Below are 22,518 nucleotides of genomic sequence, written 5' to 3'. Positions count from 1 at the left end.
AATATATTCCTTGACGGGAATACGTCTGTCGGCCTAGGGTGGCTGCCATGCAGGCGGCGGTGTTCGTGGCACTGGGGGAGCCGAGCCGCCTGCGGATCGTGGATCTGCTCAGGGCAGGGCCGCTGTCGGTCGGCGCGATCGCCGAGGCGCTCGGAATCCGGCAACCGCAGGTGTCCAAACACCTTCGGGTGCTTGGTGATTCGGGGATCGTCAGCAGCCATGCCCAGGCGCGTCAGCGCATTTATCAACTCGAGGCCGCACCGTTCGAGGACATCGGCCGGTGGGCCGAATCCTTCGAACGGTTGTGGGAGGACCGGCTCGACAATCTCGGCGAGTACCTGAATTCGACGGCACACGAGGAGTAACCCGATGATTCTGCAGCTGTTCAAGAAGAAGAAAGAGTTCTCCCTGGAGCGCACCTACAACGCGCCGATCGCGGCGGTATGGGACGCCTGGACCCAGGCCGAGGCGATCAAGGCCTGGTGGGGACCGAAGAACACCACCGTTCCGGAATGCCGCGTCGACGCGCGCGTGGACGGGGAGATCTACGTGGTCATGGAGGCGGGCGCCGGCATGGGCAAGTACGCGGGCACCAGATGGCCGATGGCGGGCGTCTTCACCCGGGTCGACCCGGTCACCCGGATGACCTACGACGCGCGTTCCTGGACCGCCGGTGAGGAATCCACCTCGACGATCCAGCACACCAACGACATCACGCTCACCGAGCAGGACGGCCGGACCACGCTCACCCTGGACGTCACCATCACCCAGATCGGGGACAAGGCCAAGATGGCCGCGTTCGGCATGAAGATGGGCTACAAGGCCCAGCTGGACAAACTCACCGAGTACCTCTCGGTCGACGCCGGCTGAACCCGTCGGCGGCAACAGGATTCAGAAGCGGCCGCCGCCGCCGCTGAAACCGCCGCCGCCACCGGAACCGCCGAACGTCGGCGAACTCCAGCCGCCGCCACCGATGCTGCCTCCGATGCCGCCGCGCAGCGCCCCGGACAGGATGTTGCCGATGAGGATGCCGCCCAGCATCGCACCGGTATTCGAGCCGCCGCCGCCGAAGCCGCCGTAGTTGTTGTACTGCCGCTGTGCCCGGGCGACATCACTGTTGGCGATCTGCTGCGCCTGCCCGGCGAGCATCGCCGCCCCGTTGGCGTGCGCGATCGCCTCGCTGATGTTGGTGGCCTGCTTGTCCTGGGCCGCCTGCAGCTGACGGACCGCCTCGGCGAGCCGGGTACGCGCCTCCGGGCCGATGCTGCCGCGGCGGGTGTCGATGAAATCGGAGACGCCGCGCACCCGGGACTGCGCGGTGAACAACGCCTGCTCGTACGCGCGGCGCAACCGCTCGGCGGCCTCGCGTTCCTCCTCGACATTGGCCAGCAAGCGGTCCAGGTCGGCGTCGGCCTGGGTGAGCGCGGTGAAGGCGCCCAGCGGATCGGTGCTGCCGTTGCTCTGGGCCTCGGCCACCGCGCGGGCCGCGGCGTCCCGGGCAGACCGCAACGCGTCGGCCTCGGCGATCCCGCCCCGGGCCAGTTGCGCATCGGCGGCCTTGATCCCGTTCTGGATGTCGGTGATCTCGTCCGGCAACGTCGCGATCGCCCGGTTGATGTCAGTGGCGGCACTGTCCACCCCGTCCAGCATGGTCCGGGCCTGACCCAGCGCGGACTCGGCCGCCCGGATCGAATCGACCAACCCGGCCTGACTGCCGGCCGGACGGGCCACCAGGGTGCGGGCGTTGGTGATGTTCTGATCGGCGAACGCCAAGCGGTGCTTGGCGGTCTCCACATTGTCGGTCACCGAATGCAGTGCGGTGGCGGCGAACTGCTGATGCAGGCCGGCCAGCATCTGCTCGGCCGGAGCCACCCGTGCGGTCAGGTCGACCATCTGCTGGGTCAGCGAGTCGAGCCGGCTGGGTGCATTGATGACCAGATCGCGCAGCTTGGCGAAGGCCTCGCGCTGGGCGTCGAGTTCGCGGTCGGCCTTGGCCGCGGCCACGATCACCCGGGTCAGCAGATCCCGGCGCTGCTGCGGGGTCTCGGGCACCGCGTCGTCGAGGATCTGGCGCACGTTGAACGCCTGGGTCAGCGTCTTCTTGGCGGCGGTGACCGCGGCGCGGAACGGCGCGGTGTCCTGCTCGCCGAATTCCTCGACGGCCAGCGCCAATTCGTTCTCGCTGGTGCGCACCGCGTTGTCGACCTCGACGACGATGGAGCGCGACAGTTCGTCGAGGGCATCCAGCGGGACCGCGGCCAGCGCGCTCGGATCGGACGGGTCGACGCGCTGCGCGGCGGCGAAGTCGGCCTCCCGGCGCTTGCGCTTGCGCCGGCGCGACCACAGCAGCAGCGCGGCCACCCCCAGCAGGATGACGCCGAGCATCGCCAGGACCCCGGCCCAGTTCAGTTCGCCGTCAGCCGATCCCGACGACGAACCGGCGCCGTTGAGGCCGTCGGCCGCGGCGATCGCCGCATCGGCCCACCGGCCCTCGCGCAGGGCCGGTTCGACCTTGTTGCGGCGCAGTGCGTCCACGTCCACCTTGCCGGCCGCGGCCGTCGGCACCAGCAGCGCGTACGCGCGGTCGGCGGTGGCCACCGCCAGCAGCGCGTCCTGACTGTCGAAATCGCTGGTCCGCATGGTGGCCCGGGCCCAGTCCGTGGCGGCCTGCCCGGAGAAGGAATCCACGTAGACCACCCACAACCGGACCCGGCGGTCGTTGTAGAGGGTGTTGACGGCCTGGTTGACCCGGTCGGCCTGCGGACCGGTGAGCGCACCCGCCTGGTCCACCACGTAACCGGGCAGCCGGAACGGCGGCTGGGCCGCCGAGGTCGGCGCGACCAGCAGGCCGGCGGTCAGAACCGCGAGCACCACACTGAGCAGACGGGCGATACGCATGCCGCCAATCTAGTGAACGCGGAGACCACGTGACGCGGTCATATTCAAACGGTGTCATGTCATGACGCCTGCGCCGCTGCTGGCAGACTGTGCGGCGGTGGCAACACAACGCGACGTATACGACTCCTACGACGACTTCGACCGGCAGCGGCTGGTGCCGGAGTCGCCGAAGGGTGCCGGGCTGGGTGGGATACAGCCGACGGGCGCCGACAGCGAGCACCGCACCGCGTTCGCCCGGGACCGGGCGCGGGTGCTGCATTCCGCGGCGCTGCGCCGGCTCGCCGACAAGACCCAGGTGGTCGGACCGCGGCACGGCGACACCCCGCGCACCCGGCTCACCCATTCGCTGGAGGTCGCTCAGATCGGCCGGGGCATGGCCGTCGGGCTGGGCTGTGATCCGGACCTGGTCGACCTCGCCGGTCTGGCCCACGACATCGGCCATCCGCCCTACGGGCACAACGGGGAACGGGCCCTCAACGAGATCGCCGAAGCCTTCGGCGGATTCGAGGGCAACGCCCAGAACCTGCGGATCCTCACCCGCCTGGAGCCCAAAGTGCTTGACGGCGACGGCCGTTCGGCAGGGCTGAACCTGACCCGGGCGGCGCTGGACGCGGTCACCAAGTATCCGTGGACCCGGGCGGAGAACCCGAAGAAGTTCGGCTTCTACACCGAGGACGCCGTCGCGGCCGGCTGGCTGCGCGAAGGGGCGCCGGCCGGGCGCCCCTGCCTGGAGGCCCAGGTGATGGACTGGGCCGACGATGTCGCCTACTCGGTGCACGACGTCGAGGACGGTGTCATCTCCGGGCGCATCGACCTGCGGGTGCTGGGCGACACCGACGCCGCCGACGCGCTGGCCGAACTCGGCGCCAGGGCGTTCCCGGCGATCAGCCACGACGAGCTGTTGGAGGCCTCACTGCGGCTGTCCCGGATGCCGGTCGTGCAGGCGGTCGGCAAATACGACGGCACCTTGACGGCCTCGGTCGCCCTGAAGAATCTGACCAGCGAGTTCGTCGGGCGCTTCGCCAATGCGGCCATCTCGCAGACCCGCGCCGTCGCCGGCCCCGGCCCGCTGCGGCGCTTCAACGCGAGCCTGGAGGTGCCGCCGCTGGTGCGCGCCGAGGTGGCGGTGCTCAAGATGCTGGCCCTGCAGTTCATCATGTCCGACCACCGTCACCTGCAGGTTCAGGCCGACCAGCGCACCCTGATCCGGGAGGTCGCGCTCGCGCTGTGGGCACAGGCCCCCAGCGGTCTGGATCCGCAGTTCGCGCTCGAGTTCGCCGAGGCCACCGACGACGGCACCCGGCTGCGGGTGGTGATCGACCAGATCGCGTCCTACACCGAGTCGAGGTTGGAACGCGTGCACGAAGTGCGCTCCCCTCGGCCTCTGTGACGGGCCGATAGACTGCCCGGATGGCCGGAATCGAAGCGACACGGGGTGGGCGCGGCCGCATCCCGGATCGTGACATCGCCGCCATCCGGGAACGCGTCCGCATCGAAGACGTCGTGGGCGATTACGTGCAGCTGCGTCGCGCCGGAGTGGACTCACTCAAGGGGTTGTGCCCGTTCCACGACGAGAAGTCACCGTCCTTCCACGTGCGGCCCAACCACGGGCACTTCCACTGCTTCGGCTGCGGTGAGGGCGGCGACGTCTACGCCTTCCTGCAGAAGATCGAGCACGTCACCTTCGTGGAGGCGGTCGAGCTGCTGGCCGACAAGGTCGGCTATACCGTCACCTACACCGGCGGTGCGGCCACCAACGTGCAGCGCGACCGGGGCAGCCGCAGCCGGCTGATCGCCGCCAACGCCGCAGCCCAGGAGTTCTACGCCGAGGCGCTGCGCTCCGAGGAGGCGGCACCGGCCCGTCAGTACCTGATCGAACGCAACTTCGACGGGGAGGTGGCCGCCAAATTCGGTTGCGGTTACGCGCCGTCGGGCTGGGACACCCTCACGAAACACTTGCTGCGCAAGGGTTTCGAGTTCAAGGAGTTGGAGGCTGCGGGGCTGAGCCGGGAGGGCAAACGCGGCCCGATGGACCGTTTCCACCGCCGGCTGCTGTGGCCGATCCGGGTGTCGTCGGGGGAGACCATCGGGTTCGGGGCGCGCCGGCTCTTCGACGACGACCACATGGAAGCCAAGTACGTCAACACCCCGGAAACGGTGCTGTACAAGAAGTCCAACGTGCTGTTCGGGCTGGACCTGGCCAAACGTGACATCGCCAAGGCGCATCAGGCCGTCGTGGTGGAGGGCTACACCGACGTGATGGCCATGCACCAGGCCGGGGTGACCACTGCGGTGGCCGCGTGCGGCACCGCGTTCGGTGACGAGCACCTGTCGATGCTGCGCCGACTCATGATGGACGACAACTTCTTTCGCGGTGAGCTGATCTACGTCTTCGACGGCGACGCCGCGGGCCGGGCCGCCGCCGTCAAGGCCTTGGAGGGTGAGCAGAACCTGGCCGGGCAGTCGTTCGTGGCGGTGGCCGCCGACGGTATGGACCCCTGTGATCTGCGGCTGCGCTCCGGTGACGGCGCGCTGCGCGACCTGGTGGCCCGGCGCGCGCCGCTGTTCGAGTTCGCCATCCGCACCGCCCTGACCGACCACAACCTGGACAGCGCCGAGGGCCGGGTGGCCGCCCTGCGCCGGTGCGTGCCGATGGTGGCCCGGATCAAGGACCCGACGCTGCGCGACGAGTATGCCCGCCAGCTCGCCGGCTGGGTCGGCTGGCAGGACGTCGGCCAGGTCCTCGGCCGGGTCCGCGAGGAGGCCGGACGCAAGGGCGGCAAGACCGGCCGGGGCTCGTCCATCGCGAACCGGCGCCAGAACGCCGCGACGGCGCCGCGACCGCAGTCCACGGTGGCGCGGCCCGACCCGCGCGATCCGATCCTGCGTCCACAGCGCGAGGCGCTGAAGGCGGCCCTGCAGTACCCGGGGCTGGCCGGGCCGGTGTTCGACAGCCTGGAGGTGGAGAACTTCACTCATCCCGGCTATGCGGCGGTGCGCACCGCCATCGCCGCCGCTGGCGGCGTGTCCGCGGGATTGTCCGGCGGGCAGTGGATCGAAACGGTCCGCGAGCGGGCCGGCTCACCGGACGCGGCCAACCTGATCAACGAACTCGGGGTGGACGCCATCCGCATCGAGGACGACGAGAAGCTGGCCCGCTACATCTCCGGGGTGATCGCCCGGTTGCAGGAGGTGGCGATCGGCCGGCAGATCGCCGAGGTCAAGTCGAAGCTGCAGCGGATGTCCCCGGTGGACAACAGCGACGAATATCACGCACTGTTCGGCGACCTGGTGGCGATGGAGACCTACCGCCGCAGCCTGCTGGAACAGGCCAGCGGCGACGACTTGTCTGCATGACCGCGACCCAACCGTTATGGTGGGATGCAGCTAATTGTCTAGAAAGGCACGCCCGTGGCATCTCTGAGCGATCAGAAGCGCAGGTTCATTGTGGTCGGCGCCTTCGCAGCGGCCGTCGCGGCCCCGGTGCTGGCGTTCTCGGCCACGCCCGCCGAGTCGGTGGTGCAGGCCGGTCCGGCCTGCCTGGCCTGGTTCGGCAACAAGGAAGACGGCAACTGCCTGTCCTACTCGAACGGTAATGGCATGGCCGTCGGCACCCCGGGTGCCGGGATCTGCAACGGCGGGTTCTGCACCTCGCCGATCTTCCCCGGCAACAGCTGGAACACCAGCATCCCGCTGGGCTAGCGCTAGCGCATCTTCGGGTTCTGCTGCCCCGGCGTCTGCACGTCGGGCTGTTCGGGCTGCAGCACGGACGTCTCGGCGTCGATCGCCGTCAATCGCACCATCGCCGGATCGGGTGACACCCGGTCGGCCACCTTGCGGCGCCCGGCGTCGATCACGGCCTTGGTGGCCGGGTTCTCGGTCAGCGTGCGATAGGTCGCGGAGATCTGCTCGTAGCGGTGCCGGCCCGCTTTCGCGCCCAGCACGTAGCCGACCCCAAGTACGAAGACCAACCGGAACACTGGGCTCCCCTCACGACGACAGACAGGACGCTCACCATCCTGCCTCATACACCCCGGTGCGCGCCGATCGGTGGCTGGCGACGGCATCTACCAGGCGATTCGAGGGTGGCGCGGTCCATGCGCTAGAGTCTGTTCCGGTTCATTCCCCTGTAGCTCAATTGGCAGAGCTTCCGACTGTTAATCGGACGGTTGATGGTTCGAGTCCATCCGGGGGAGCAACACAAGGTCAGCGCGAAAGCGTTGGCCTTGAGTGCTTTCTGGGCAGGCCTTCCGGCTACGCCAGCCGGCCCGCGGCCGACGCCGCCGCCGAACCGACCAGGCCGTTGAGCGGATACAGGGCGTGCGCCAGCGACGCGAGCAGCGACCCGGGCGAGCCGTCGCAGATGCTGTCCCCGGGTGCGCACAGATCCAGTGATTTCCCGTTGTAGAGCGGGGAGATGTTCGCGGCCGGGGCGCCGAATCCGTTCAGCAGGGCGGCGGTCGGTTTGCCGAACAGCACCACCCCGGCGACGTGGTCGTGCACGTCGGCGGGGATGTCGGACGTGGTGACATAGGCGGCCACCGCGGCCCCCTGGGAGAACCCGCCGAGCAGCAGCTTGGTGTTCGGGCAGTTCGCCGCCATCGACCGAACCCGGGCGCCGGCATCGGCGGCACCGGCGAACATCGTGGACGGGAAGACCGCGGGGTTCCCGAAATCACCGGTGGCCGGATAGTTCACCGGGTACACGCCGATGTTCTTACCCGGCAGGTGCCCGCGCAGGGCGTCGACGAACGCCTGGCCGGTCATGCCGACGCCCGGCGGCTCGTCGGTGCCGCGGGCGAAGATCACCTCGGCGTCGGGGCAGGGCTGGGCGGAGGCGACCGGGGAAACACCGGTTGCCAGCGTCGAGGCGGCAAGTGCCCCGGCGGCGCCCAACCCGACGGTCAACCGGCGTAAACGGCGAAATCGCATGCGGTCGATGCTACCTGCGGTATTCGCTGCGCATGGCGGAGCGGCGAGTCCGCCCGGGGCGGCACGGTTTTTCCTCCGTAAGCTCGCAACCATGCGGTTCATGCGGATTGCTCCGGCCCTCGCTGCTCTCACGATCCTGCTCGCCTCCTGCGGCTGGAGCCCGCCGAACTCGGGTCCGCAGTCCAGTTCGGACTGCCCGGTCGAGGACACCCCGACCGCCGAGACCGTCAAGACCGCCATCCAGGCCGTCGGTGAGGGGTGGACCGAGGTCTCGCGTGGGCACACCGGTGACTGCCGCCTGCACTGGGTGACGATCGGCACCGGCGATGACGCCCCCGACTCGGCCGTGCAGGTGCTGTTCTTCGACCGCGACAACCCGCTGGGCCCGCCGACGCCGCGGCCGCGCCCGTACACCACCGTGGTGCCGCTGGGCGAGAACATCGCGACGGTGACCTACCAGTGGCGCAAGGGCGAGGACAAGCCGTGCTGCCCGACCGGGATCGGACAGGTGCGCTTCCAGATCGGCGAGGACGGCGCGCTGGAGTCGCTGGACCCGATCCCGACGCCCACCCCCTGACCCCTACTTCGGCTCGATGGTGCCCGACGCCATGGCGTCCTGCTCCTGGTGCTCGTCGGCGTCGGGGATGTGCTCGGGATGCAGCATCTCCGCGTAGCGCAGCTGCTCGGGGATGCCGAACCCGTCGACCAGCAACTCGGCGTGCGGGCGCAGCCGGCGGCAGCGGTCGTTGAGGCCGCGGGTGACGGCCTTGGCGCGCTCGGTCGAGATGAACCGGTGCTCGATGAACCAGGCCTTGTCCTCTTCGATCACCGACAGCGCGTACAGGTCGCACACCATGGCGAGGATCTCGCGGGCCTTCTCGTCTTCACACGCGTCGATGCCGGCCACGAACGCCTCCAGGATGACCCGGTCGATGTGCGCCCGGGCGGTGTGCAGCACGTGGTCTTGCACCGCGTTGAACGCGTCGAACGCGGACATCTCCTTGGCCTTGCTCTGCAGCCGCCGCGCCACCGACGCCAGCATGTACTCCTCGCGGTCCTCGAACATCTGCACCTGGGTGCCGCGGTTGAACAGTGAGCCCTCCTCCTCGTTGTCCTCGCGGGTGTCCAGGATGGTCTGCATGATCGTCTGCGCGGCGGTGCGCTTGAGCACCCGCTCGCCGGCGAAGTTCGCCGCGAACCGCACCCACTCCACCGGGCTCATGCCCTTGATGTCGTCGGCGTAGGCGGTCAGCATTTCCTTGGCCACCAGCTGGGTCAGCACGTGGTTGTCACCCTCGAAGGTGGTGAACACGTCGGTGTCGGCCTTCAGGGCGATCAGCCGGTTCTCGGCCAGATAGCCCGCACCCCCACAGGCTTCGCGGGCCTCCTGGATGGCGCGGGTGGCGTGCCAGGTGTTGGCGGCCTTCAGTCCGGCGGCCCGGGCTTCCAGCTCGCGCTGCTCCTCGGGGTCGGGGTTCTCCGAGGTCTGCAGCTCATGGCATTTGGCCACCAGCTCGTTCTGCGCGAACTGCAGCGCGTAGGACTTCGCGACCAGCGGGAGCAGCCGGCGCTGATGCACCAGGTAGTCCATGATCAGCACTTCCTTGTCATCACCCGGCGCCTCGAACTGCCTGCGCTCCAACGCGTACCGAACCGCGATGTCGAGGGCGACGCGGGCCGCCGCCGCGGCGCTGCCGCCGACGGTGACCCGGCCCCGGATCAGCGTGCCGAGCATGGTGAAGAACCGCCGGCCGACGTTCTCGATGGGCGAGGAGTAGGTGCCGTCCTCGGCGACGTCGGCGTACTTGTTGAGCAGGTTCTCCCGCGGGATACGGACCTGGTCGAATTGGATGCGCCCGTTGTCCACCCCGGGCAGCCCGCCCTTGTAGTGACAGTCCGAGGTGGTGACGCCGGGCAGATCGTTGCCCTCCTCGTCGCGGATCGGGACGACGAAGCAGTGCACCCCGTGGCGTTCTCCGTCCGGGGTGATCAGTTGCGCGAACACCGCTGCGACGCGGGCGGTTTCGGCGGCGCCGCCGATGTAGTCCTTGCGCGACGACGGGGTGGGGGAGTCGATGATGAACTCACACGTCGCCGGGTCGTAGGTGGCGGTGGTCTCCAGCGACTGCACGTCACTGCCGTGACCGGTCTCGGTCATGGCGAAGCAGCCCAGCAGTTCCAGGTTGATGATCTTGCGCACGTAGGCCTGGTGGTGGCGTTCGGTGCCCAGGTTCTCGATGGCCCCACCGAACAGGCCCCACTGCACACCGGCTTTCACCATCAACGACAGATCGCTCATGGCGAGCATCTCGATCTGGGTGACGGCGGCGCCGACGTCACCGTTACCGCCGTGCTCCTTCTTGAAGCCGTCCTCGGCCGCGCCACGGGCCGCCATGATCTTGAGTTGTTCGCCGACCTTGGTGCGGGCGATGACGGTGTTGGGGGTGTAGTGCGGACGGAAGACCTCACCGGAGAGTTCGGCCCGGACCTTGTTCTTCACGTCGCGCCAGCGACCGTCGAGCGAATTGCGGAGATGTTCAGCTGTGGTGGTCTCAGCAGTTGTGGTCATAGTGGACGGTAACGTGCCCCACCGCCCAGGTAGGTAAACCTGACTAGAACCGTGCGCAGCGCAGGGCGTTGAATCACGATCATGAGCGAGCGGCCCGAACCGGTGTCACCCACCGGTCTGCCCCATGTTGTCGACCATCGTCACGCCGACGTCACGGGAGGGTGGCTGCGCGCGGCCACCTTCGGGGCGATGGACGGGTTGGTCAGCAATACCGCCCTGATCGCCGGTGTGGCCGCCGGTGCCAGCGCACAGGCCGTGGTGCTGGCCGGTGTCGCCGGGCTGCTGGCCGGGGCGTTCTCCATGGCCTTGGGTGAATACACCTCGGTGACCACCGCCAATGAGCAGATCGACTCGGAGGTCAAGGTCGAGCGTCGCTCGTTCCGCACGGACCCGACGGCCGAACGCGCCGAATTGGAGGCGATGCTCGTCGAGATGGGAATGACGCCGCAGACCGCATCCACGGCGAGCACGGAGATCCACCGGGACGAAAGTCGCGCGCTGAACTTCCACCTGGTGCAGGAACTCGGGGTGGATCCGCGGGAGAAGCCGTCGCCCTGGGTGGCGGCCGGGTCGTCGTTCCTGATGTTCGCGATCGGGGCGATCATCCCGCTGATCCCGTACCTGCTCGGCTTCGAATCGCTGTGGGCAGGGCTGGCCTGTGGCGGAGTCGGACTGCTGATCGCCGGTGCGTTGGCCGCCGGCTTCACCCGGCGCTCGCGTCTGCTCGGCGGGTTGCGCCAGTTGGCGTTCGGCTTCGTCGCGATCGCGGCGACCTACGGGGTGGGATCGCTGATCGGCGTGGCCGTCACCTGAGCTTTGGCACCGCCGATTCTGCGCGAATGACACTGCCGCGGAATCATACTCGGCTCGCCGGCGGCGCCCGATGAGGAAACTGGGTGCGGCCGCGCGCTCGGACCCGGGCCATGGGAGTCCCCATTTCATACGTGCGAAACCCCGCACCGCTGCGCGTTGTCGCCGTCACGGGAGTCAGGCGCGACACCACCGGCAAGACCGGTGAGACTTCTGATATGTTCCGAGTATCACTGAGTCGCCCGTTGCTGCGCACCCGGGCAGCGCGTTCACGGTCGACGCCGGGGCGATGTTGAAGTTCTAGGAGCGAAACATGACTGCCACCAACGACACCAGTGCCGCCATCGAGGGCCGGATCACCGACGAGGACATCGAGCGGGCTCGCGCGCAGATCGGCATCCCGGTCAACAAGAGCGGCGAACTGTGGAACCACGTCCCCTCCCAGGACGGCATCAGCCACTTCGCCTTCGGTTGCGGCGATGACAACCCGCTGTTCCACGATCCGGCATACGGGGCCACCACTCGCTGGCACGGCCAGATCGCCCCGCCGACGTTCCCGATCAGCACCGGCATCGACCAGACCCCCCGATTCACCGATCCGGAACGCAAGAAGCTGTTCAAGGGGCTGTTCCGCGGCACCGGAAAGTACTACTCCGGCGTGAAATGGACCTGGTACCAACCCATCTACGCGGGACGCCCGGTGCTGATGGAGAGTTACACCCAGGATGTCCAGGTCAAGGAGAGCTCGTTCTCCGGCGGCCGCTCGGTCAAGGAGACCTACCGGCACCTCTACGTCGACATCGACGGCAACCCGATCGCCACCCGCGACGAGTCCTACATCAACGCCGAGCGGCACGGTTCCAAGAAGGCCGGCAAGAACGCACACATCGAACGCCAGCACTGGACCCCCGAGGAACTCGCCGAGGTCGAGGCGGCGTATGAGGCCGAGGTGCGCCGGGGCGCCGAGCCGCAGTGGTGGGAGGACGTCGCCGTCGGCACGGAGTTGCCGCCGGTGATGAAGGGTCCGCTCACCGTTGTCGACATCATCAGCATGCACATGGGATGGGGTTGGGGCGGTTACGGTCTCGGCCCGCTGAAGTACGCGCACCAGTCCCGGACCCGGATGCCGGGCTTCTATGTGCCCGACGAGTACGGGGTCCCCGACGTGGTGCAGCGGCTGCACTGGGACCCCGAGCGGGCCAAGGCCTTGGGCATCCCGGCGCCGTACGACTACGGCCAGATGCGGGCGTCCTGGGTGACCCACCTGCTGACCAACTGGATCGGCGACGACGGATGGCTGGTCGAGATGGACGTCCAGACCCGCAGTTTCAACTTCCACGGCGACATCCACAACTGCACCGGCAAGGTCGTCGGCAGGGGTGCCGGCGCCGAGGACGTCCTGGAGTTGGAGGTCGCGGCCACCAACCAGCGCGGTGAGGTGAGCACCAGCGGCACCGCCAGGGTGTTGCTGCCGTCCCGGCAGACCGGTGCGGTGGTGCTGCCGGTGCCCGATGCCGAACTGCGCCGCCGGGGCGCGGCGGTGGCGTCCCGGATCGGCGGGAAGGTCGGCGCGGAGTTGCGTCGGTTGCACGGCGAATAACGACGGCGGGTGACGGGTCCGCCGATCTCGCCGCACCAAAGTTGTGATTCACGTCTCCGGTCGGCGTCTCATCCTGATACTGTCGCGCCCAGACAGTTGCAGGATGTGCTGCGCATCACAACCGCCCGAGGAGGTGTCCCGACCGATGGACCGGCCATTGCACGGCGTGCGGGTACTCGAGGTCGCCCGGTCCGCCAACGTCGCGTCCGCGGGCGCGGTCCTCGCCGACTGGGGTGCCGACGTCATCAAGGTGGACACCCCGGACGGTGACGGCCGGCCCGCGCCGGGCCCGGTCGTGGCGGCTCCCAACCGTGGAAAGCGCAGCATCGGACTGGGTTTGGGGATGGCCGAGGCGCGTCCGGTGCTGGAGGAACTCATCCGCCGTAGCGACGTCTTCCTGACCGACCACCCGGCGGCGGCCTGCGCGAAACTGCGCATCGACCTCGACGAGGTCCGCCGGGTCAACCCGGGCATCATCTACGTCACCGGCAGCGGGTGCGGCACCGCCGGACCCGACCGGGACCGCGGCGCCGACGAGGCCACCGCATTCTGGGCCCGCGGCGGCAGCGCCGACGGCCTCACCGCACCCGACGCCGGCCACGCCGCCCCCACACCGTCGAGCGGCTACGGCGACAACGTCGCCGCCCTGGCCGTCGCCGGCGGGGTGGCGGCGGCGCTGTACGGGCGCCGGGCCACCGGCGAACCCTCGGTGCTCGACGTCTCGCTGCTGGCCGTCGGCGCCTGGGCCAATCAGTTCACCGTCAACTCCGCGCTGGCGGCCGGCGGGCCGCTCCCCAAACTCGACACCCGCCCGCAGTCGCTGGGCAATCCGCTCGTCGGTGGCTACCGCACCGCCGACGGACGGTTCATCACGCTGGCGATGTCGCAGCCGGCCCGGCACTGGCCCGAGTTCTGCCGGCTGATGGGCCGCGACGATTGCGCCTTCGACCCGCGCTTCACCGCACCGGACACGTTGGCCGAGCACATCGACGAGGCGGTCGGCATCGTCGCCACCGCCATCGCCGCCCGCAGCTTCGCCGAATGCTGCCGACTGCTGGAACCGGGCACCGGGGCGTGGGCACCGGTGCAGGACGGCTGGGAGGTCGGCAACGACGAAGCGCTGATCGCCAACGGGCGGATCGCCGAGGTGGTCGACGCGCGCGGCGGCACCCAGCGACTGGTGGCCAACCCGGTGAAGTTCGACGACGGCCGGTTGCGGCTGGGCCGGGCCCCGTCGGTCGCCGAGCACACCGAGGATGTGTTGCGGGAGATCGGTTTCGACGAGGACGCGCTGACCGAGCTCAAGTTCGCCGGGGCCATCTCGTGAGCATCGTCATGCCCGCCGCGTTCGGCGAGGACGCCAACGACGACCACGTCAAGGTCCGGTTGATCGCCGCCGCCGAGGAAGAGCTGATCGCCAACGGCACCGGTGGCCTGCAGATGGCGGCCATCGCCAAACGCGCCGGGGTGTCCCGGGCCACCGCGTTCCGCCGGCTGGGCAGCCTCTCCGATGTCGTGGTGCTGGTGGCGATCCGCCGCGCCCAGCGCTACATCGACGCGGTGCAGCAGCTGATGGCCGCCGAAACCGGAGTGTTCTCCAAACTCGAAGTGGCCCTGATCTACTCCGCACGCGAACTGCCGACCGATGTGTCGATCGCCGCGATGATCACCGAATACTCGGCGACCGCGCATGATCCGCGGGTGCACGAGGCCGCTGTCGGCGCCATGGGAGAGGTGGTCCGGGAAGGCATGCGGGCCGGCGAGATCCGCACCGACATCGAGTTCGACGATCTCATCGAATTCCTGGTCGAGCAGACCTATCTGGCCGCCGAGGGCCCGGACCGCTCCGAGGACGCGGTGCGTAAACGGTTCCGGCAGTGGATCATCCCGGCGGTCGAGGCCCGCCGCGGTCCGGGCGGCGAAATCATCTCCCGGGTAACAGAAATCGAGAACGCAGTGTCGGCCGCGCTCGCCGCGGTGCAAGGTCTTACCGGGCAACTACAGGAGGGGCAGACGCGTGACAAGTGACCAGCAGGTGGGCAAGTGCCCGGTCGAGGAATTCATCATGACCGGCAAGACCGGTGTCGCGCTGGGCGGCTACGCCGACATCGACTCGCTGCAGGACCGGATGCGGCCGGTGTTCCGCAATTCCGAGGCCGAGGGTTACTGGATGTTCACCGACTACGCGGCCATCCTGGAAGGCCTGCAACATCCGGAGTGGTGGTCCAGCAGCGTGATCGTGCCGACCGACGCGAATCCGCCGTATCAGTGGATCCCGGTCATGGTGGACCCTCCCGACCACGCCAAGTGGCGCCACGTCCTGGCCGAGTACTTCTCACCCGGCCGGGTGAAGTCATTGCGCGACGAGCACCGCCGGATGGCCGCCGAGGTGGTCGACCAGGTCATCGGCCAGGGCTCCTGCGAGTACGTCAAGCAGGTCGGCCGGGTGTTCCCGTCGCACATCTTCCTCGACATCATGGGTATGCCGATCGAGCGGCTCGACGAATTCCTGGAATGGGAAGACAAGATGCTGCATCAGGGCGGCTCCGACGAGGAGTCCATGATGATTCGCCTCGAGGGCATGCAGCAGGTGGTGGCCTACTTCCAGACGCTGATCGCGGCGCGCCGCGCCGACCATGACCCCGACGCCCAGGACATCATCTCCGCGGCACTGGGCTGGAACTTCGACGGCGAGCCGGTCGGCGAAGGCGACCTGCTGAACTGTCTGCTGCTGCTGTTCATGGCCGGCCTGGACACCGTGGCCAGCCAACTGTCCTACGCCATGCTGCATCTGGCGACCCACGAGGAGGACCGGGCCCGCATCGTCGCCGACCCGGAGATCATCCCGCGGGCGGTGGAGGAACTGCTGCGCGTCTACCCGATCGTGCAGACCGCCCGGAAAGCCACCCAGGACATGGACTTCCACGGATGCCCGGTGAAAGCCGGTGACATGGCCTCGTTCCCGCTCGCGGCGGCCGGCCGCGACGAGACGATCTTTCCCGACGCGCGCACCGTGGACTTCGATCGCGGTGTCAGCCGCCACATCTCGTTCGGTGCCGGACCGCACCGCTGCCTCGGATCGCACCTGGCCCGCCAGGAGATGATCATCATGCTGGAGGAATGGCACCGCCGCATCCCGGACTACCGGGTCGTCGGCGAGCCGCAGGAACATGCCGGGCAGGTGTTCGGGCTGGACTCGCTGCAGCTGACCTGGCAGGACTGAACCCGGGCCGGCGTCAGTTCAGCCGAAGCGCCCGATTCAGCACCGTCGCCATCAGAGTGGCTGTGTCGTAATCGGTTTCATGGTCTGAGCTGGCCGGGCGCTCGGACATCCGGCCCAGCACGGCCAGCACGATGGCCGCCGCGACCGCCGGATCGAGGTTCGCGGGCAGCCTGGCCTGCGACACCAGCGCCAGCGCGGCGGCCCGATAGGGGACCAGCCCGCGCCCGACGGTCGCGGCCAGCCCTGGTTCCAGCGACCCGTCGTACCAGGACCGGATGACCCCGCGGTAGTTGCGGTGGAAATGCACATACCGGGCCAGCCAGGTGCGCAGCTGTTTCTCGCTGCCCCCGCGGGAGGCCAGCGCGTGTAGTTCGGTGCACAGATGCCCACCCTCCAGTGCGGTCCAGCCGGTGAGCTCGGAGAAGATCTCCGCCTTGCCGGCGAAGTGCCGGTACAGGGTGGCGCGGCTGACCCCGGCGGCGCCGGCGATGTCGGCCATCCCGACATCACCGAAGCCGTGTTCGGCGAACAGCGCCGAGCCGGCGGCCAGGATGTCCTGGCGTACCGGGGACACCGCGGACGGATCCGGGTCCGGTTCCGCGGCCACCGCCGCGGGCACCTCGTGCAGTCGTGCACCGGCGCGTGCCGGGACCACGGTGGTCAGGGCCTCGTCCGGGGTCTGGGGGAAGAGCAGCAGCTGCATGGCCACCGCCAGCGAATCCGATGTCTTTGTGGCCGAGGGGAGTTCGAACATCCTGCGGTGCCGGTACAGGTTGACCATGTGGGTGATCCGCAGCAGCGCCGCGGCGGCGTCGGCCGGTGCGATGCCCACCACACCGGCGTCCCGGAGGCGCTGGGCGAACAGGTCGGTGTAGCGGCCGGCGACGGCCGCAGCGTCGGTGGGCGGCAGATCGGCGGCGTGCCCCACACCGGGGAACTCCAGGAACACCATCGCGTAGCGGTCGTAGAGCTTGGCGCCGTCGCGCACCCACCGGCGCAGGCTGCGTACTCCGTCGGCGTCGGGGCCCAGGCCGTGGAGCCGGTCGACGTGCTCGAGCACCGCCTGCTCGCCGCGGCGGGTCAGCTCGATGAAGATCTCGTCCTTGCCGGCGAAGTACTGATACACCGTGGCGCGGGAGCCGCCGACGTCCCTGGCGATGGCGTCGATCGAGGTCCCCTGGAAGCCGTGAGCGGCGAACAGCCGGGCGGCGCTGTCGATGATGCGGTCGCGGGTGTGCTGCCCACGGCGGCCCACGGCGGTGTTGGCCGGGGTGTAGCCGGGACGGCGTAGGTGTTCGGCGGGGGATTGGGCGCGGGGCATCGGTTCACATCATTGCAGCGGCAGGTTCCGTTTGGCGGTCCCGGGATAGCCGAAGAACTTCTCGAAGTTCGCGTCGTTGATGGGCTGGGCGGTGTTGCGGCGCACCGCGGCTTCCAGCGCGCCCAACCGTGCGCGGGCTTTCTCCAGGCCCGCGGTGTCCCCGGCGGCCTCCAGCTCGGTGACCGCGGTGCGGGCGGCGGCGATCTCCACCCGCAGGCGTTCGGAGACCTCACCGAAAGTCAGCAGGTCATGGTCGTCTTCGTCGAGCTTTTCGCGCCCGGGCTCCGGGTCTGGACAGGTGTGATCCACATCCCATATGGTGTGAGACAAGGCGTCAGAAATCAAGACTCACTGTCAGAATCGGGGAGGCGCGCCATGCCGTTGCAGGACCACCACCAGATCGTCTCGGTCGACGACCACCTGATCGAGCACCCCCGGGTCTGGCAGGACCGGCTGCCGGCCAAGTTCCGTGAGAACGGGCCCCAGATCGTCGAACTCGACGGCAAACACCTATGGAAGTACGACGGTGAGATCTTCCCGACCATCGGCCTGAACGCGGTGGCCGGTAAGCCACCGCAGGAGTGGGGCATGGACCCGGTGCGCTACGAGGACATGATCCCGGGCTGTTACGACCCGGTCGCCCGGATCGCCGATATGGATCTCGACGGGGTGCAGGCCGCGCTGTGCTTCCCGTCCTTTCCGGGCTTCGGTGGCAGCACCTTCTTCCGCGGTAAGGACAGGGAACTCGCCCTGCAATGTGTGAAGGCCTGGAACGACTTCTACATCGACGAGTGGTGCGCCACCGCGCCGGACCGCTACATCCCGATGGCCATCCTGCCGGTGTGGGACATCGAGGCCACCGTCGCCGAGGCCGAGCGGGTCGCGGCCAAGGGCGCGCGCACGGTGTCGTTCCCGGACAGTCCGGTGCCGATGGGGCTGCCGTCGTTTCACTCCGACCACTGGGACGGGCTGTGGCGGGTGTGCAGCGAGACCAAGATGCCGCTGTCGCTGCACTTCGGTTCGGGCTCCTATGTGCCCGGGTTCTCCTTCTCCTCGATGGCCGCGTCCGTGGCGCCGACCATCCCGGACGCCCCGTTCGCGGTGGCCATCACGCTGTTCTCGACGAACCTGATGTGGACGACGGTGGACCTGCTGTTCTCCGGCAAGCTGCAGAAGTTCCCCGACCTCCAGGTCTCGTTGGCCGAGGGCGGCATCGGCTGGGTGCCCTACATCCTGGAGCGGTCGGACTACGTGTGGGAGCGGCATCGCTACTACCAGCCCATCGACTTCGACGCGCGGCCCTCGGACCTGTTCCGGCAGCACTTCTACGGGTGCTTCATCGACGACGAGCACGGCCTGGCCAACCGGCACACCGTCGGCGTCGACCGGATCACCCTCGAAATCGATTTCCCGCATTCGGATTCCAACTGGCCCAACTCGCGCAAGCGGGCCACCGAGGTGCTCGCCGAGGTGCCCGATGACGAGTGCGCACTGATCGTGGAGGACAACGCCCGTCGGATGCTGAACTTCCCCCGGACGGCTTAGCGCCGGGCGGCCAACGGGGCCAGCAGGATCTGCACCATCTGGCGGGTGGTCGCCTCGTCATCGGCGCCGGCGCCGATATCCGGGGTCATCCACATGCTGGCGAAGAACCGCAGCAGCAGTTCGGCCATCACCGTGGTGTCGACCTCGACGCCGAGTTCCTCGGCGGTCTGGGACAGCAGTCGTTGCACCGCCGCGAGCTGGAACGCGGAGATCCGCGGATCCCGTTGCAGCGGTAGGGCGTTGTCGTCCTCGACGAGGCGCTGGGCCACCGGGTGGGTGCGGATGACCCGCACCATGTCGACCGTGAGTTCGACGAGCCGTTCGAAGGGGTCGTCGAATGCCGCACCCTTGCTGCCGAACTCGGCGACCAGGCGCTGCAGTTCCAGTGCGAATGCCTGCCGGATCAGATCGTCCTTGGATTCGAAGCGCCGGAACACCGTGGCGCGCCCGACGCCGGCGGCCCGGGCGACGTCCTCGACCGTCATCCGGTCCATGCCGTAGCGGGTCAGGCAGCGAATGGTCGCTTCCAGAATCGCGAAGTCGGAGGAGTCCCCGTCGATCGGCGGTGTCGACAAGGCACCGGCCACGATATTTCGGGCTTCCGGAATGGGACTCATAGCCGTGTACAGTATCACCGGTCTCAATCGGACGGAGTCGAAGATGGTGTTGAAGCCGGGAAGCACGCTGCGGGCGGTCGGCGAGACCGCACTCGCCCTGGCGCCGTGGGTCCCCGCGCCCAAGCCTCATTCCGCGATGGGGGTCGACGCGGCCTGGCTGTCCGGGGTGTTCGCCGACCGCGCGCCGGGGGCGACGCTGCTCGGGGTGCAATCGCTGGACGGCACCACCGGCACCACCGACCGCCGCCGGCTGGGCCTGGAATGGGATGCCGCCGGCCAGGAGGCCGGGCTGCCCGCCAGTGTCTTCGTGAAATCCACTCCGCTGTCGGCGAAGAACCGCACCATGGTCGCCGCGCTGGACATGGCGGTCAACGAGGTGCGCTTCTACAAGCAGGTGCGTCCGGAGCTGGGGCCCGACGTCGCCCCGCAGAGCTACGCCTGCCACGCTGGGCACGGCGCCCGGCATCTGCTGGTGCTGGAGGATCTCGCGGCCTCGGGTGCCCGATTCCCGGAAGACCCGGACGATCTCGACTACGACTACACCAAGGGCATCGTGCGGGCGCTGGGGCAACTGCATGCCACGTTCTGGGAGAGCCCCCGGCTGCGCGGTGACCTGTCCTGGGTCGCGCCGGAGAGCCGGCGCCCGGGCTTCAAACTGCTGCTGTGGCAGTTCCGCAGCATGCGACGCAAGATCCTGGCCAACCCCGAGCATGAGCTCAACCCGTCGGTGCGTGCCATGGCGGCCTTCGTCAACGACAACGACGTGGCGTTGCACGCCGAATGGGAGAAGGGCCCGCAGACCGTGCTGCACGGAGATGCGCACGGCGGCAACACCTATGCGCTGCCGGACGGCCGCGGTGGCCTGCTGGACTGGCAGGTGATCCACTCCGGCCCCGGGATCCGGGAGATCAGCTACTTCTTCACCCACTCGGTGCCCACCGATGTGCGGCGCGACCATCAGGAGGAGTTCCTGCGGCTCTACCTGGAGACCCTGGCCGAGAACGGGGTGCGCAACCCGCCGAGTTTCGACGCCACCTGGCAGGCCTACCGGTTCTTCGCCTTCGATGCCTGGGACTCGATCGGCATGTGCGTGGTGTGGCCCGGTCTGCAGGAGCCCGATCTGGTCGAGGTGGCCTTCGCCCGGGCCAATGCGACGGTGGCCGACCTCGAGGTGGACCAGGCCGTCAAGGCGGCCATGTCCTAGGGCCCGTCGGCTCAGTTCCCGACGGTGACGGCGGTGGCCTCGTCGGTCAACTCGTCCACCCGGGGTTCGGGGGCGTCCACAGCGCTCATGTGCTTGCGGGCGGTGAACAGCAGTGCGGCACCGGCCAGTACCGCGGCCGCGCCCACCCAGTACGGCAGGTGCACGCTGAACTGCTCGCCCAGCACCCCGGCCAGCCACGGGGCCGCCGCAGCGCCACCGAAGCGCAGGAAGCTGTAGGCGGCCGAGGCCACCGCTCGCTCGACCTCGGAGACCTTCATGACCGTTTCGGTGATCAGCGTGTTGTTGATGCCGCACCAGAGTCCGGCGACCACCACCGAGGTGGCCAGCACGGCCTTGCTGTCGGCGCCGATCGCCATCACGGCCAGCGTCGCCGACATCACCACCAGGTTCACCAGCAGCGTCGGCATGGTGCCGAACCGGTGCTGCAGGCGCGGGGCGACCACCACCGAGGTGAAGGCCAGCGCGACACCCCAGCCGAAGAAGATCAGCCCGATCTGGTGGGCGGACATGTCCAACGGGAACGGGGTGAACGCGAGCAGGGTGAAGAAGCCGAAGTTGTACAGCAGCGCGGTGACCGAGACGGCCAGCAGCCCGCGGTGGCGCAACGCCCGGAACGGGTCGAGGAGGGTGGTGGCCCGCGCCGGACGCGGCGTGCTCGGCAGCAGGAACACCGTGACGACCAGCGCCAGAGCCATCAGCGCCGACACCCCGAAGAACGGACCCCGCCAGGAGATGGAGCCCAGCGCCCCGCCGACCAGTGGGCCGACGGCGATGCCCAGGCCCAGCGCGGCCTCATAGAGGATGATCGCCTGTGCCACCGAGCCTTTCGCGGAGTTCACGATGGTGGCCAGTGCGGTCGCGATGAACAGCGCGTTGCCCAGGCCCCACAGCGCGCGCCAGCCGACGATCTCCATCACGGTCGCGGACATGCCGGCCAGCCCCGCCCCGGCGATGATGATCACCAGCCCGAGCAGCAGGGTGTTCTTCGGCCCGATCCGGCTGGACACCACCCCGGTGATGAGCATGGTCACGCCCATCACGGCCATATAGCTGGTGAACAACAGCGACACCTGCGAGGGCGAGGCGTCCAGGTTCTCGGCGATGGGTTTCAAGATGGGGTCCACCAGGCCGATGCCCATGAAGGCGACGACGGAGGCAAACGCCACGGCCCAAACAGCTTTCGGTTGACGCCACATGGCGTACCAACTCCTAACTACGGTCAGTGCTGATCGGGCTGGACCGACTGGGCGTCGTCGAGCAGCCCACGCAGCACCCGGATCGCGTCGACGAGCGCGCTGCGCTCGGCGTCGTCGAGGTGTTCCAGATAGGGATTGATCGCGGCACTGCGATCGGCGCGCACCCGGGCCAGCGTCTGGCGGCCCGCATCGGTGATGGTGATGAGCACGGCCCGGGCATCCCCGGGGTCCCCGGTGCGCGAGACCAGGCCGGCGTCCTCGAGGCGGCGAACCTGGGTGGTCATGGTCGGCTGCGAGCAGTGGTCGATCGCGGCCAGCTCGGAGATGCGGGTGCGGCCCCGATCTTCGATGAGCGCCAGCAGTCGGGCCTGCGCGACCGGCAGCGGCAACTCGATGCGTTGGGAGGCCAACCGGTTGATCCGCGCGACCACGGCCAGCAGGTCGGCGCCGAGGGCCGCCGTGTCGTCCGGGCCATTCACTCGACCCAAGGTACATAGAGTCTCTATGTAGTCGCAAATGTCGGAGCGTGGGAACCGTCACAGTGCGGGCGGCCGAAGTACTCCTGCCACCTGGCAGAATCGG

22 protein-coding genes and 1 tRNA gene are annotated in these 22,518 nt (G+C 68.8%); 14 read left to right on the top strand and 9 right to left on the bottom strand.

The features are described from left to right. Positions 1-47 precede the first annotated feature (47 nt). Both K0O62_RS18765 and K0O62_RS18760 read left to right on the top strand, forming a co-directional pair. Entirely contained in the window at positions 48-365 is a 318-nt protein-coding gene (locus tag K0O62_RS18765) for an ArsR/SmtB family transcription factor (protein ID WP_073853793.1), read from the top strand. A 4-nt stretch (positions 366-369) separates the two neighbouring features. Further along, positions 370-870, top strand: coding sequence for an SRPBCC family protein (locus K0O62_RS18760; protein WP_073853795.1), 501 nt, complete (start codon positions 370-372; stop codon positions 868-870). Positions 871-891: 21 nt separating this feature from the next. Here the strand turns inward: K0O62_RS18760 and K0O62_RS18755 are convergent, their stop codons facing one another. Further along, positions 892-2,898 carry a TPM domain-containing protein gene (locus K0O62_RS18755; protein ID WP_073853797.1) on the bottom strand — a complete coding sequence of 669 codons (2,007 nt, stop codon included), beginning with the start codon at positions 2,896-2,898 and terminating at the stop codon, positions 892-894. Positions 2,899-2,959: 61 nt separating this feature from the next. Here K0O62_RS18755 and K0O62_RS18750 point away from each other — a divergent pair, with 61 nt between their 5' ends. From K0O62_RS18750 to K0O62_RS18740, 3 genes are read left to right on the top strand one after another with little or no spacing between them, the layout of a single operon-like run. Beyond that, the gene (locus K0O62_RS18750; RefSeq protein ID WP_073853799.1) at positions 2,960-4,288 is read left to right on the top strand and encodes a deoxyguanosinetriphosphate triphosphohydrolase; all 1,329 of its coding nucleotides are present in this window, start codon (positions 2,960-2,962) and stop codon (positions 4,286-4,288) included. Positions 4,289-4,308: 20 nt separating this feature from the next. Further along, complete coding sequence (gene dnaG / locus K0O62_RS18745) at positions 4,309-6,255, top strand: DNA primase (RefSeq protein ID WP_073853801.1); 1,947 nt, start codon at positions 4,309-4,311, stop codon at positions 6,253-6,255. A gap of 54 nt (positions 6,256-6,309) precedes the next feature. Beyond that, entirely contained in the window at positions 6,310-6,600 is a 291-nt protein-coding gene (locus K0O62_RS18740; RefSeq protein WP_097934082.1) for a DUF7155 family protein, read from the top strand. A gap of 2 nt (positions 6,601-6,602) precedes the next feature. On the opposite strand, the gene K0O62_RS18735 is transcribed toward K0O62_RS18740, so the two are convergent. Then, positions 6,603-6,878 carry a hypothetical protein gene (locus tag K0O62_RS18735; RefSeq protein ID WP_073853803.1) on the bottom strand — a complete coding sequence of 92 codons (276 nt, stop codon included), beginning with the start codon at positions 6,876-6,878 and terminating at the stop codon, positions 6,603-6,605. Positions 6,879-7,021: 143 nt separating this feature from the next. Between K0O62_RS18735 and K0O62_RS18730 the strand changes: the two genes are divergently transcribed. Further along, positions 7,022-7,094 (top strand) — tRNA-Asn (locus tag K0O62_RS18730). Between the two features lie 58 nt (positions 7,095-7,152). Here K0O62_RS18730 and K0O62_RS18725 read toward each other — a convergent pair. Continuing rightward, entirely contained in the window at positions 7,153-7,830 is a 678-nt protein-coding gene (locus tag K0O62_RS18725) for a cutinase family protein (RefSeq protein WP_073853805.1), read from the bottom strand. A gap of 91 nt (positions 7,831-7,921) precedes the next feature. Between K0O62_RS18725 and K0O62_RS18720 the strand changes: the two genes are divergently transcribed. Next, positions 7,922-8,407, top strand: a complete 486-nt coding sequence (locus K0O62_RS18720; protein WP_073853807.1) for an LppP/LprE family lipoprotein — start codon at positions 7,922-7,924, stop codon at positions 8,405-8,407. A gap of 3 nt (positions 8,408-8,410) precedes the next feature. On the opposite strand, the gene K0O62_RS18715 is transcribed toward K0O62_RS18720, so the two are convergent. Then, positions 8,411-10,399 carry an acyl-CoA dehydrogenase family protein gene (locus K0O62_RS18715; RefSeq protein ID WP_073853809.1) on the bottom strand — a complete coding sequence of 663 codons (1,989 nt, stop codon included), beginning with the start codon at positions 10,397-10,399 and terminating at the stop codon, positions 8,411-8,413. 81 nt (positions 10,400-10,480) lie between these two features. Between K0O62_RS18715 and K0O62_RS18710 the strand changes: the two genes are divergently transcribed. The 5 genes from K0O62_RS18710 (at position 10,481) to K0O62_RS18690 (ending at position 16,032) form a co-directional block, all read left to right on the top strand. Further along, on the top strand, positions 10,481-11,212 hold the full coding sequence (locus K0O62_RS18710) for a VIT1/CCC1 transporter family protein (RefSeq protein ID WP_073853811.1): 732 nt from the start codon (positions 10,481-10,483) through the stop codon (positions 11,210-11,212). Positions 11,213-11,522: 310 nt separating this feature from the next. Then, positions 11,523-12,809 carry an FAS1-like dehydratase domain-containing protein gene (locus K0O62_RS18705; RefSeq protein WP_073853813.1) on the top strand — a complete coding sequence of 429 codons (1,287 nt, stop codon included), beginning with the start codon at positions 11,523-11,525 and terminating at the stop codon, positions 12,807-12,809. A 145-nt stretch (positions 12,810-12,954) separates the two neighbouring features. After that, positions 12,955-14,136 (top strand): CaiB/BaiF CoA transferase family protein, encoded by a 1,182-nt coding sequence (locus K0O62_RS18700; RefSeq protein WP_073853815.1) that lies wholly within the window; start codon positions 12,955-12,957, stop codon positions 14,134-14,136. Further along, entirely contained in the window at positions 14,133-14,837 is a 705-nt protein-coding gene (locus K0O62_RS18695) for a TetR/AcrR family transcriptional regulator (RefSeq protein ID WP_234799946.1), read from the top strand. The genes K0O62_RS18700 and K0O62_RS18695 overlap by 4 nt, the downstream gene beginning before the upstream one ends. A gap of 37 nt (positions 14,838-14,874) precedes the next feature. Then, entirely contained in the window at positions 14,875-16,032 is a 1,158-nt protein-coding gene (locus K0O62_RS18690) for a cytochrome P450 (protein WP_073854375.1), read from the top strand. A 13-nt stretch (positions 16,033-16,045) separates the two neighbouring features. On the opposite strand, the gene K0O62_RS18685 is transcribed toward K0O62_RS18690, so the two are convergent. Further along, on the bottom strand, positions 16,046-17,353 hold the full coding sequence (locus K0O62_RS18685; protein WP_073853817.1) for a TetR/AcrR family transcriptional regulator: 1,308 nt from the start codon (positions 17,351-17,353) through the stop codon (positions 16,046-16,048). A 9-nt stretch (positions 17,354-17,362) separates the two neighbouring features. After that, positions 17,363-17,662 carry an acyl-CoA synthetase gene (locus K0O62_RS18680; RefSeq protein WP_073853818.1) on the bottom strand — a complete coding sequence of 100 codons (300 nt, stop codon included), beginning with the start codon at positions 17,660-17,662 and terminating at the stop codon, positions 17,363-17,365. Positions 17,663-17,728: 66 nt separating this feature from the next. Between K0O62_RS18680 and K0O62_RS18675 the strand changes: the two genes are divergently transcribed. Then, complete coding sequence (locus K0O62_RS18675) at positions 17,729-18,898, top strand: amidohydrolase family protein (protein WP_073853820.1); 1,170 nt, start codon at positions 17,729-17,731, stop codon at positions 18,896-18,898. Here K0O62_RS18675 and K0O62_RS18670 read toward each other — a convergent pair. Continuing rightward, the gene (locus tag K0O62_RS18670; protein WP_073853822.1) at positions 18,895-19,515 is read right to left on the bottom strand and encodes a TetR/AcrR family transcriptional regulator; all 621 of its coding nucleotides are present in this window, start codon (positions 19,513-19,515) and stop codon (positions 18,895-18,897) included. The two genes, K0O62_RS18675 and K0O62_RS18670, sit on opposite strands and share 4 nt — an antisense overlap. 43 nt (positions 19,516-19,558) lie before the next feature. On the opposite strand from K0O62_RS18670, the gene K0O62_RS18665 reads away from it, so the two are divergent. Then, positions 19,559-20,719: a phosphotransferase gene (locus K0O62_RS18665; protein ID WP_073854377.1), complete on the top strand. Its 1,161-nt coding sequence runs from the start codon at positions 19,559-19,561 to the stop codon at positions 20,717-20,719. Between the two features lie 11 nt (positions 20,720-20,730). Here the strand turns inward: K0O62_RS18665 and K0O62_RS18660 are convergent, their stop codons facing one another. Further along, a complete protein-coding gene (locus tag K0O62_RS18660) occupies positions 20,731-21,936 on the bottom strand; it encodes an MFS transporter (protein ID WP_073853824.1) in 1,206 nt (401 codons plus the stop codon). Between the two features lie 23 nt (positions 21,937-21,959). Next, the gene (locus K0O62_RS18655; RefSeq protein WP_073853826.1) at positions 21,960-22,415 is read right to left on the bottom strand and encodes a MarR family winged helix-turn-helix transcriptional regulator; all 456 of its coding nucleotides are present in this window, start codon (positions 22,413-22,415) and stop codon (positions 21,960-21,962) included. Positions 22,416-22,518 lie beyond the last annotated feature (103 nt).

The sequence above is a fragment of the Mycolicibacterium diernhoferi genome (genome assembly GCF_019456655.1).
GTDB lineage: Bacteria > Actinomycetota > Actinomycetes > Mycobacteriales > Mycobacteriaceae > Mycobacterium > Mycobacterium diernhoferi.
Note: the sequence above shows the minus strand (reverse complement) of the source record. Positions and strands in the feature narration are given on the sequence as shown.

Coding starts and splice junctions, on each gene's coding strand:
- K0O62_RS18660 (WP_073853824.1), bottom strand. CDS start 21,936: ATGTGGCGTCAACCGAAAGCTGTTTGGGCCGTGGCGTTTGCCTCCGTC.
- K0O62_RS18675 (WP_073853820.1), top strand. CDS start 17,729: ATGCCGTTGCAGGACCACCACCAGATCGTCTCGGTCGACGACCACCTG.
- K0O62_RS18760 (WP_073853795.1), top strand. CDS start 370: ATGATTCTGCAGCTGTTCAAGAAGAAGAAAGAGTTCTCCCTGGAGCGC.
- K0O62_RS18710 (WP_073853811.1), top strand. CDS start 10,481: ATGAGCGAGCGGCCCGAACCGGTGTCACCCACCGGTCTGCCCCATGTT.
- dnaG (WP_073853801.1), top strand. CDS start 4,309: ATGGCCGGAATCGAAGCGACACGGGGTGGGCGCGGCCGCATCCCGGAT.
- K0O62_RS18720 (WP_073853807.1), top strand. CDS start 7,922: ATGCGGTTCATGCGGATTGCTCCGGCCCTCGCTGCTCTCACGATCCTG.
- K0O62_RS18715 (WP_073853809.1), bottom strand. CDS start 10,399: ATGACCACAACTGCTGAGACCACCACAGCTGAACATCTCCGCAATTCG.
- K0O62_RS18700 (WP_073853815.1), top strand. CDS start 12,955: ATGGACCGGCCATTGCACGGCGTGCGGGTACTCGAGGTCGCCCGGTCC.
- K0O62_RS18690 (WP_073854375.1), top strand. CDS start 14,875: ATGACCGGCAAGACCGGTGTCGCGCTGGGCGGCTACGCCGACATCGAC.
- K0O62_RS18765 (WP_073853793.1), top strand. CDS start 48: ATGCAGGCGGCGGTGTTCGTGGCACTGGGGGAGCCGAGCCGCCTGCGG.
- K0O62_RS18670 (WP_073853822.1), bottom strand. CDS start 19,515: ATGAGTCCCATTCCGGAAGCCCGAAATATCGTGGCCGGTGCCTTGTCG.
- K0O62_RS18755 (WP_073853797.1), bottom strand. CDS start 2,898: ATGCGTATCGCCCGTCTGCTCAGTGTGGTGCTCGCGGTTCTGACCGCC.
- K0O62_RS18725 (WP_073853805.1), bottom strand. CDS start 7,830: ATGCGATTTCGCCGTTTACGCCGGTTGACCGTCGGGTTGGGCGCCGCC.
- K0O62_RS18685 (WP_073853817.1), bottom strand. CDS start 17,353: ATGCCCCGCGCCCAATCCCCCGCCGAACACCTACGCCGTCCCGGCTAC.
- K0O62_RS18705 (WP_073853813.1), top strand. CDS start 11,523: ATGACTGCCACCAACGACACCAGTGCCGCCATCGAGGGCCGGATCACC.
- K0O62_RS18665 (WP_073854377.1), top strand. CDS start 19,559: ATGGTGTTGAAGCCGGGAAGCACGCTGCGGGCGGTCGGCGAGACCGCA.
- K0O62_RS18750 (WP_073853799.1), top strand. CDS start 2,960: ATGACGCCTGCGCCGCTGCTGGCAGACTGTGCGGCGGTGGCAACACAA.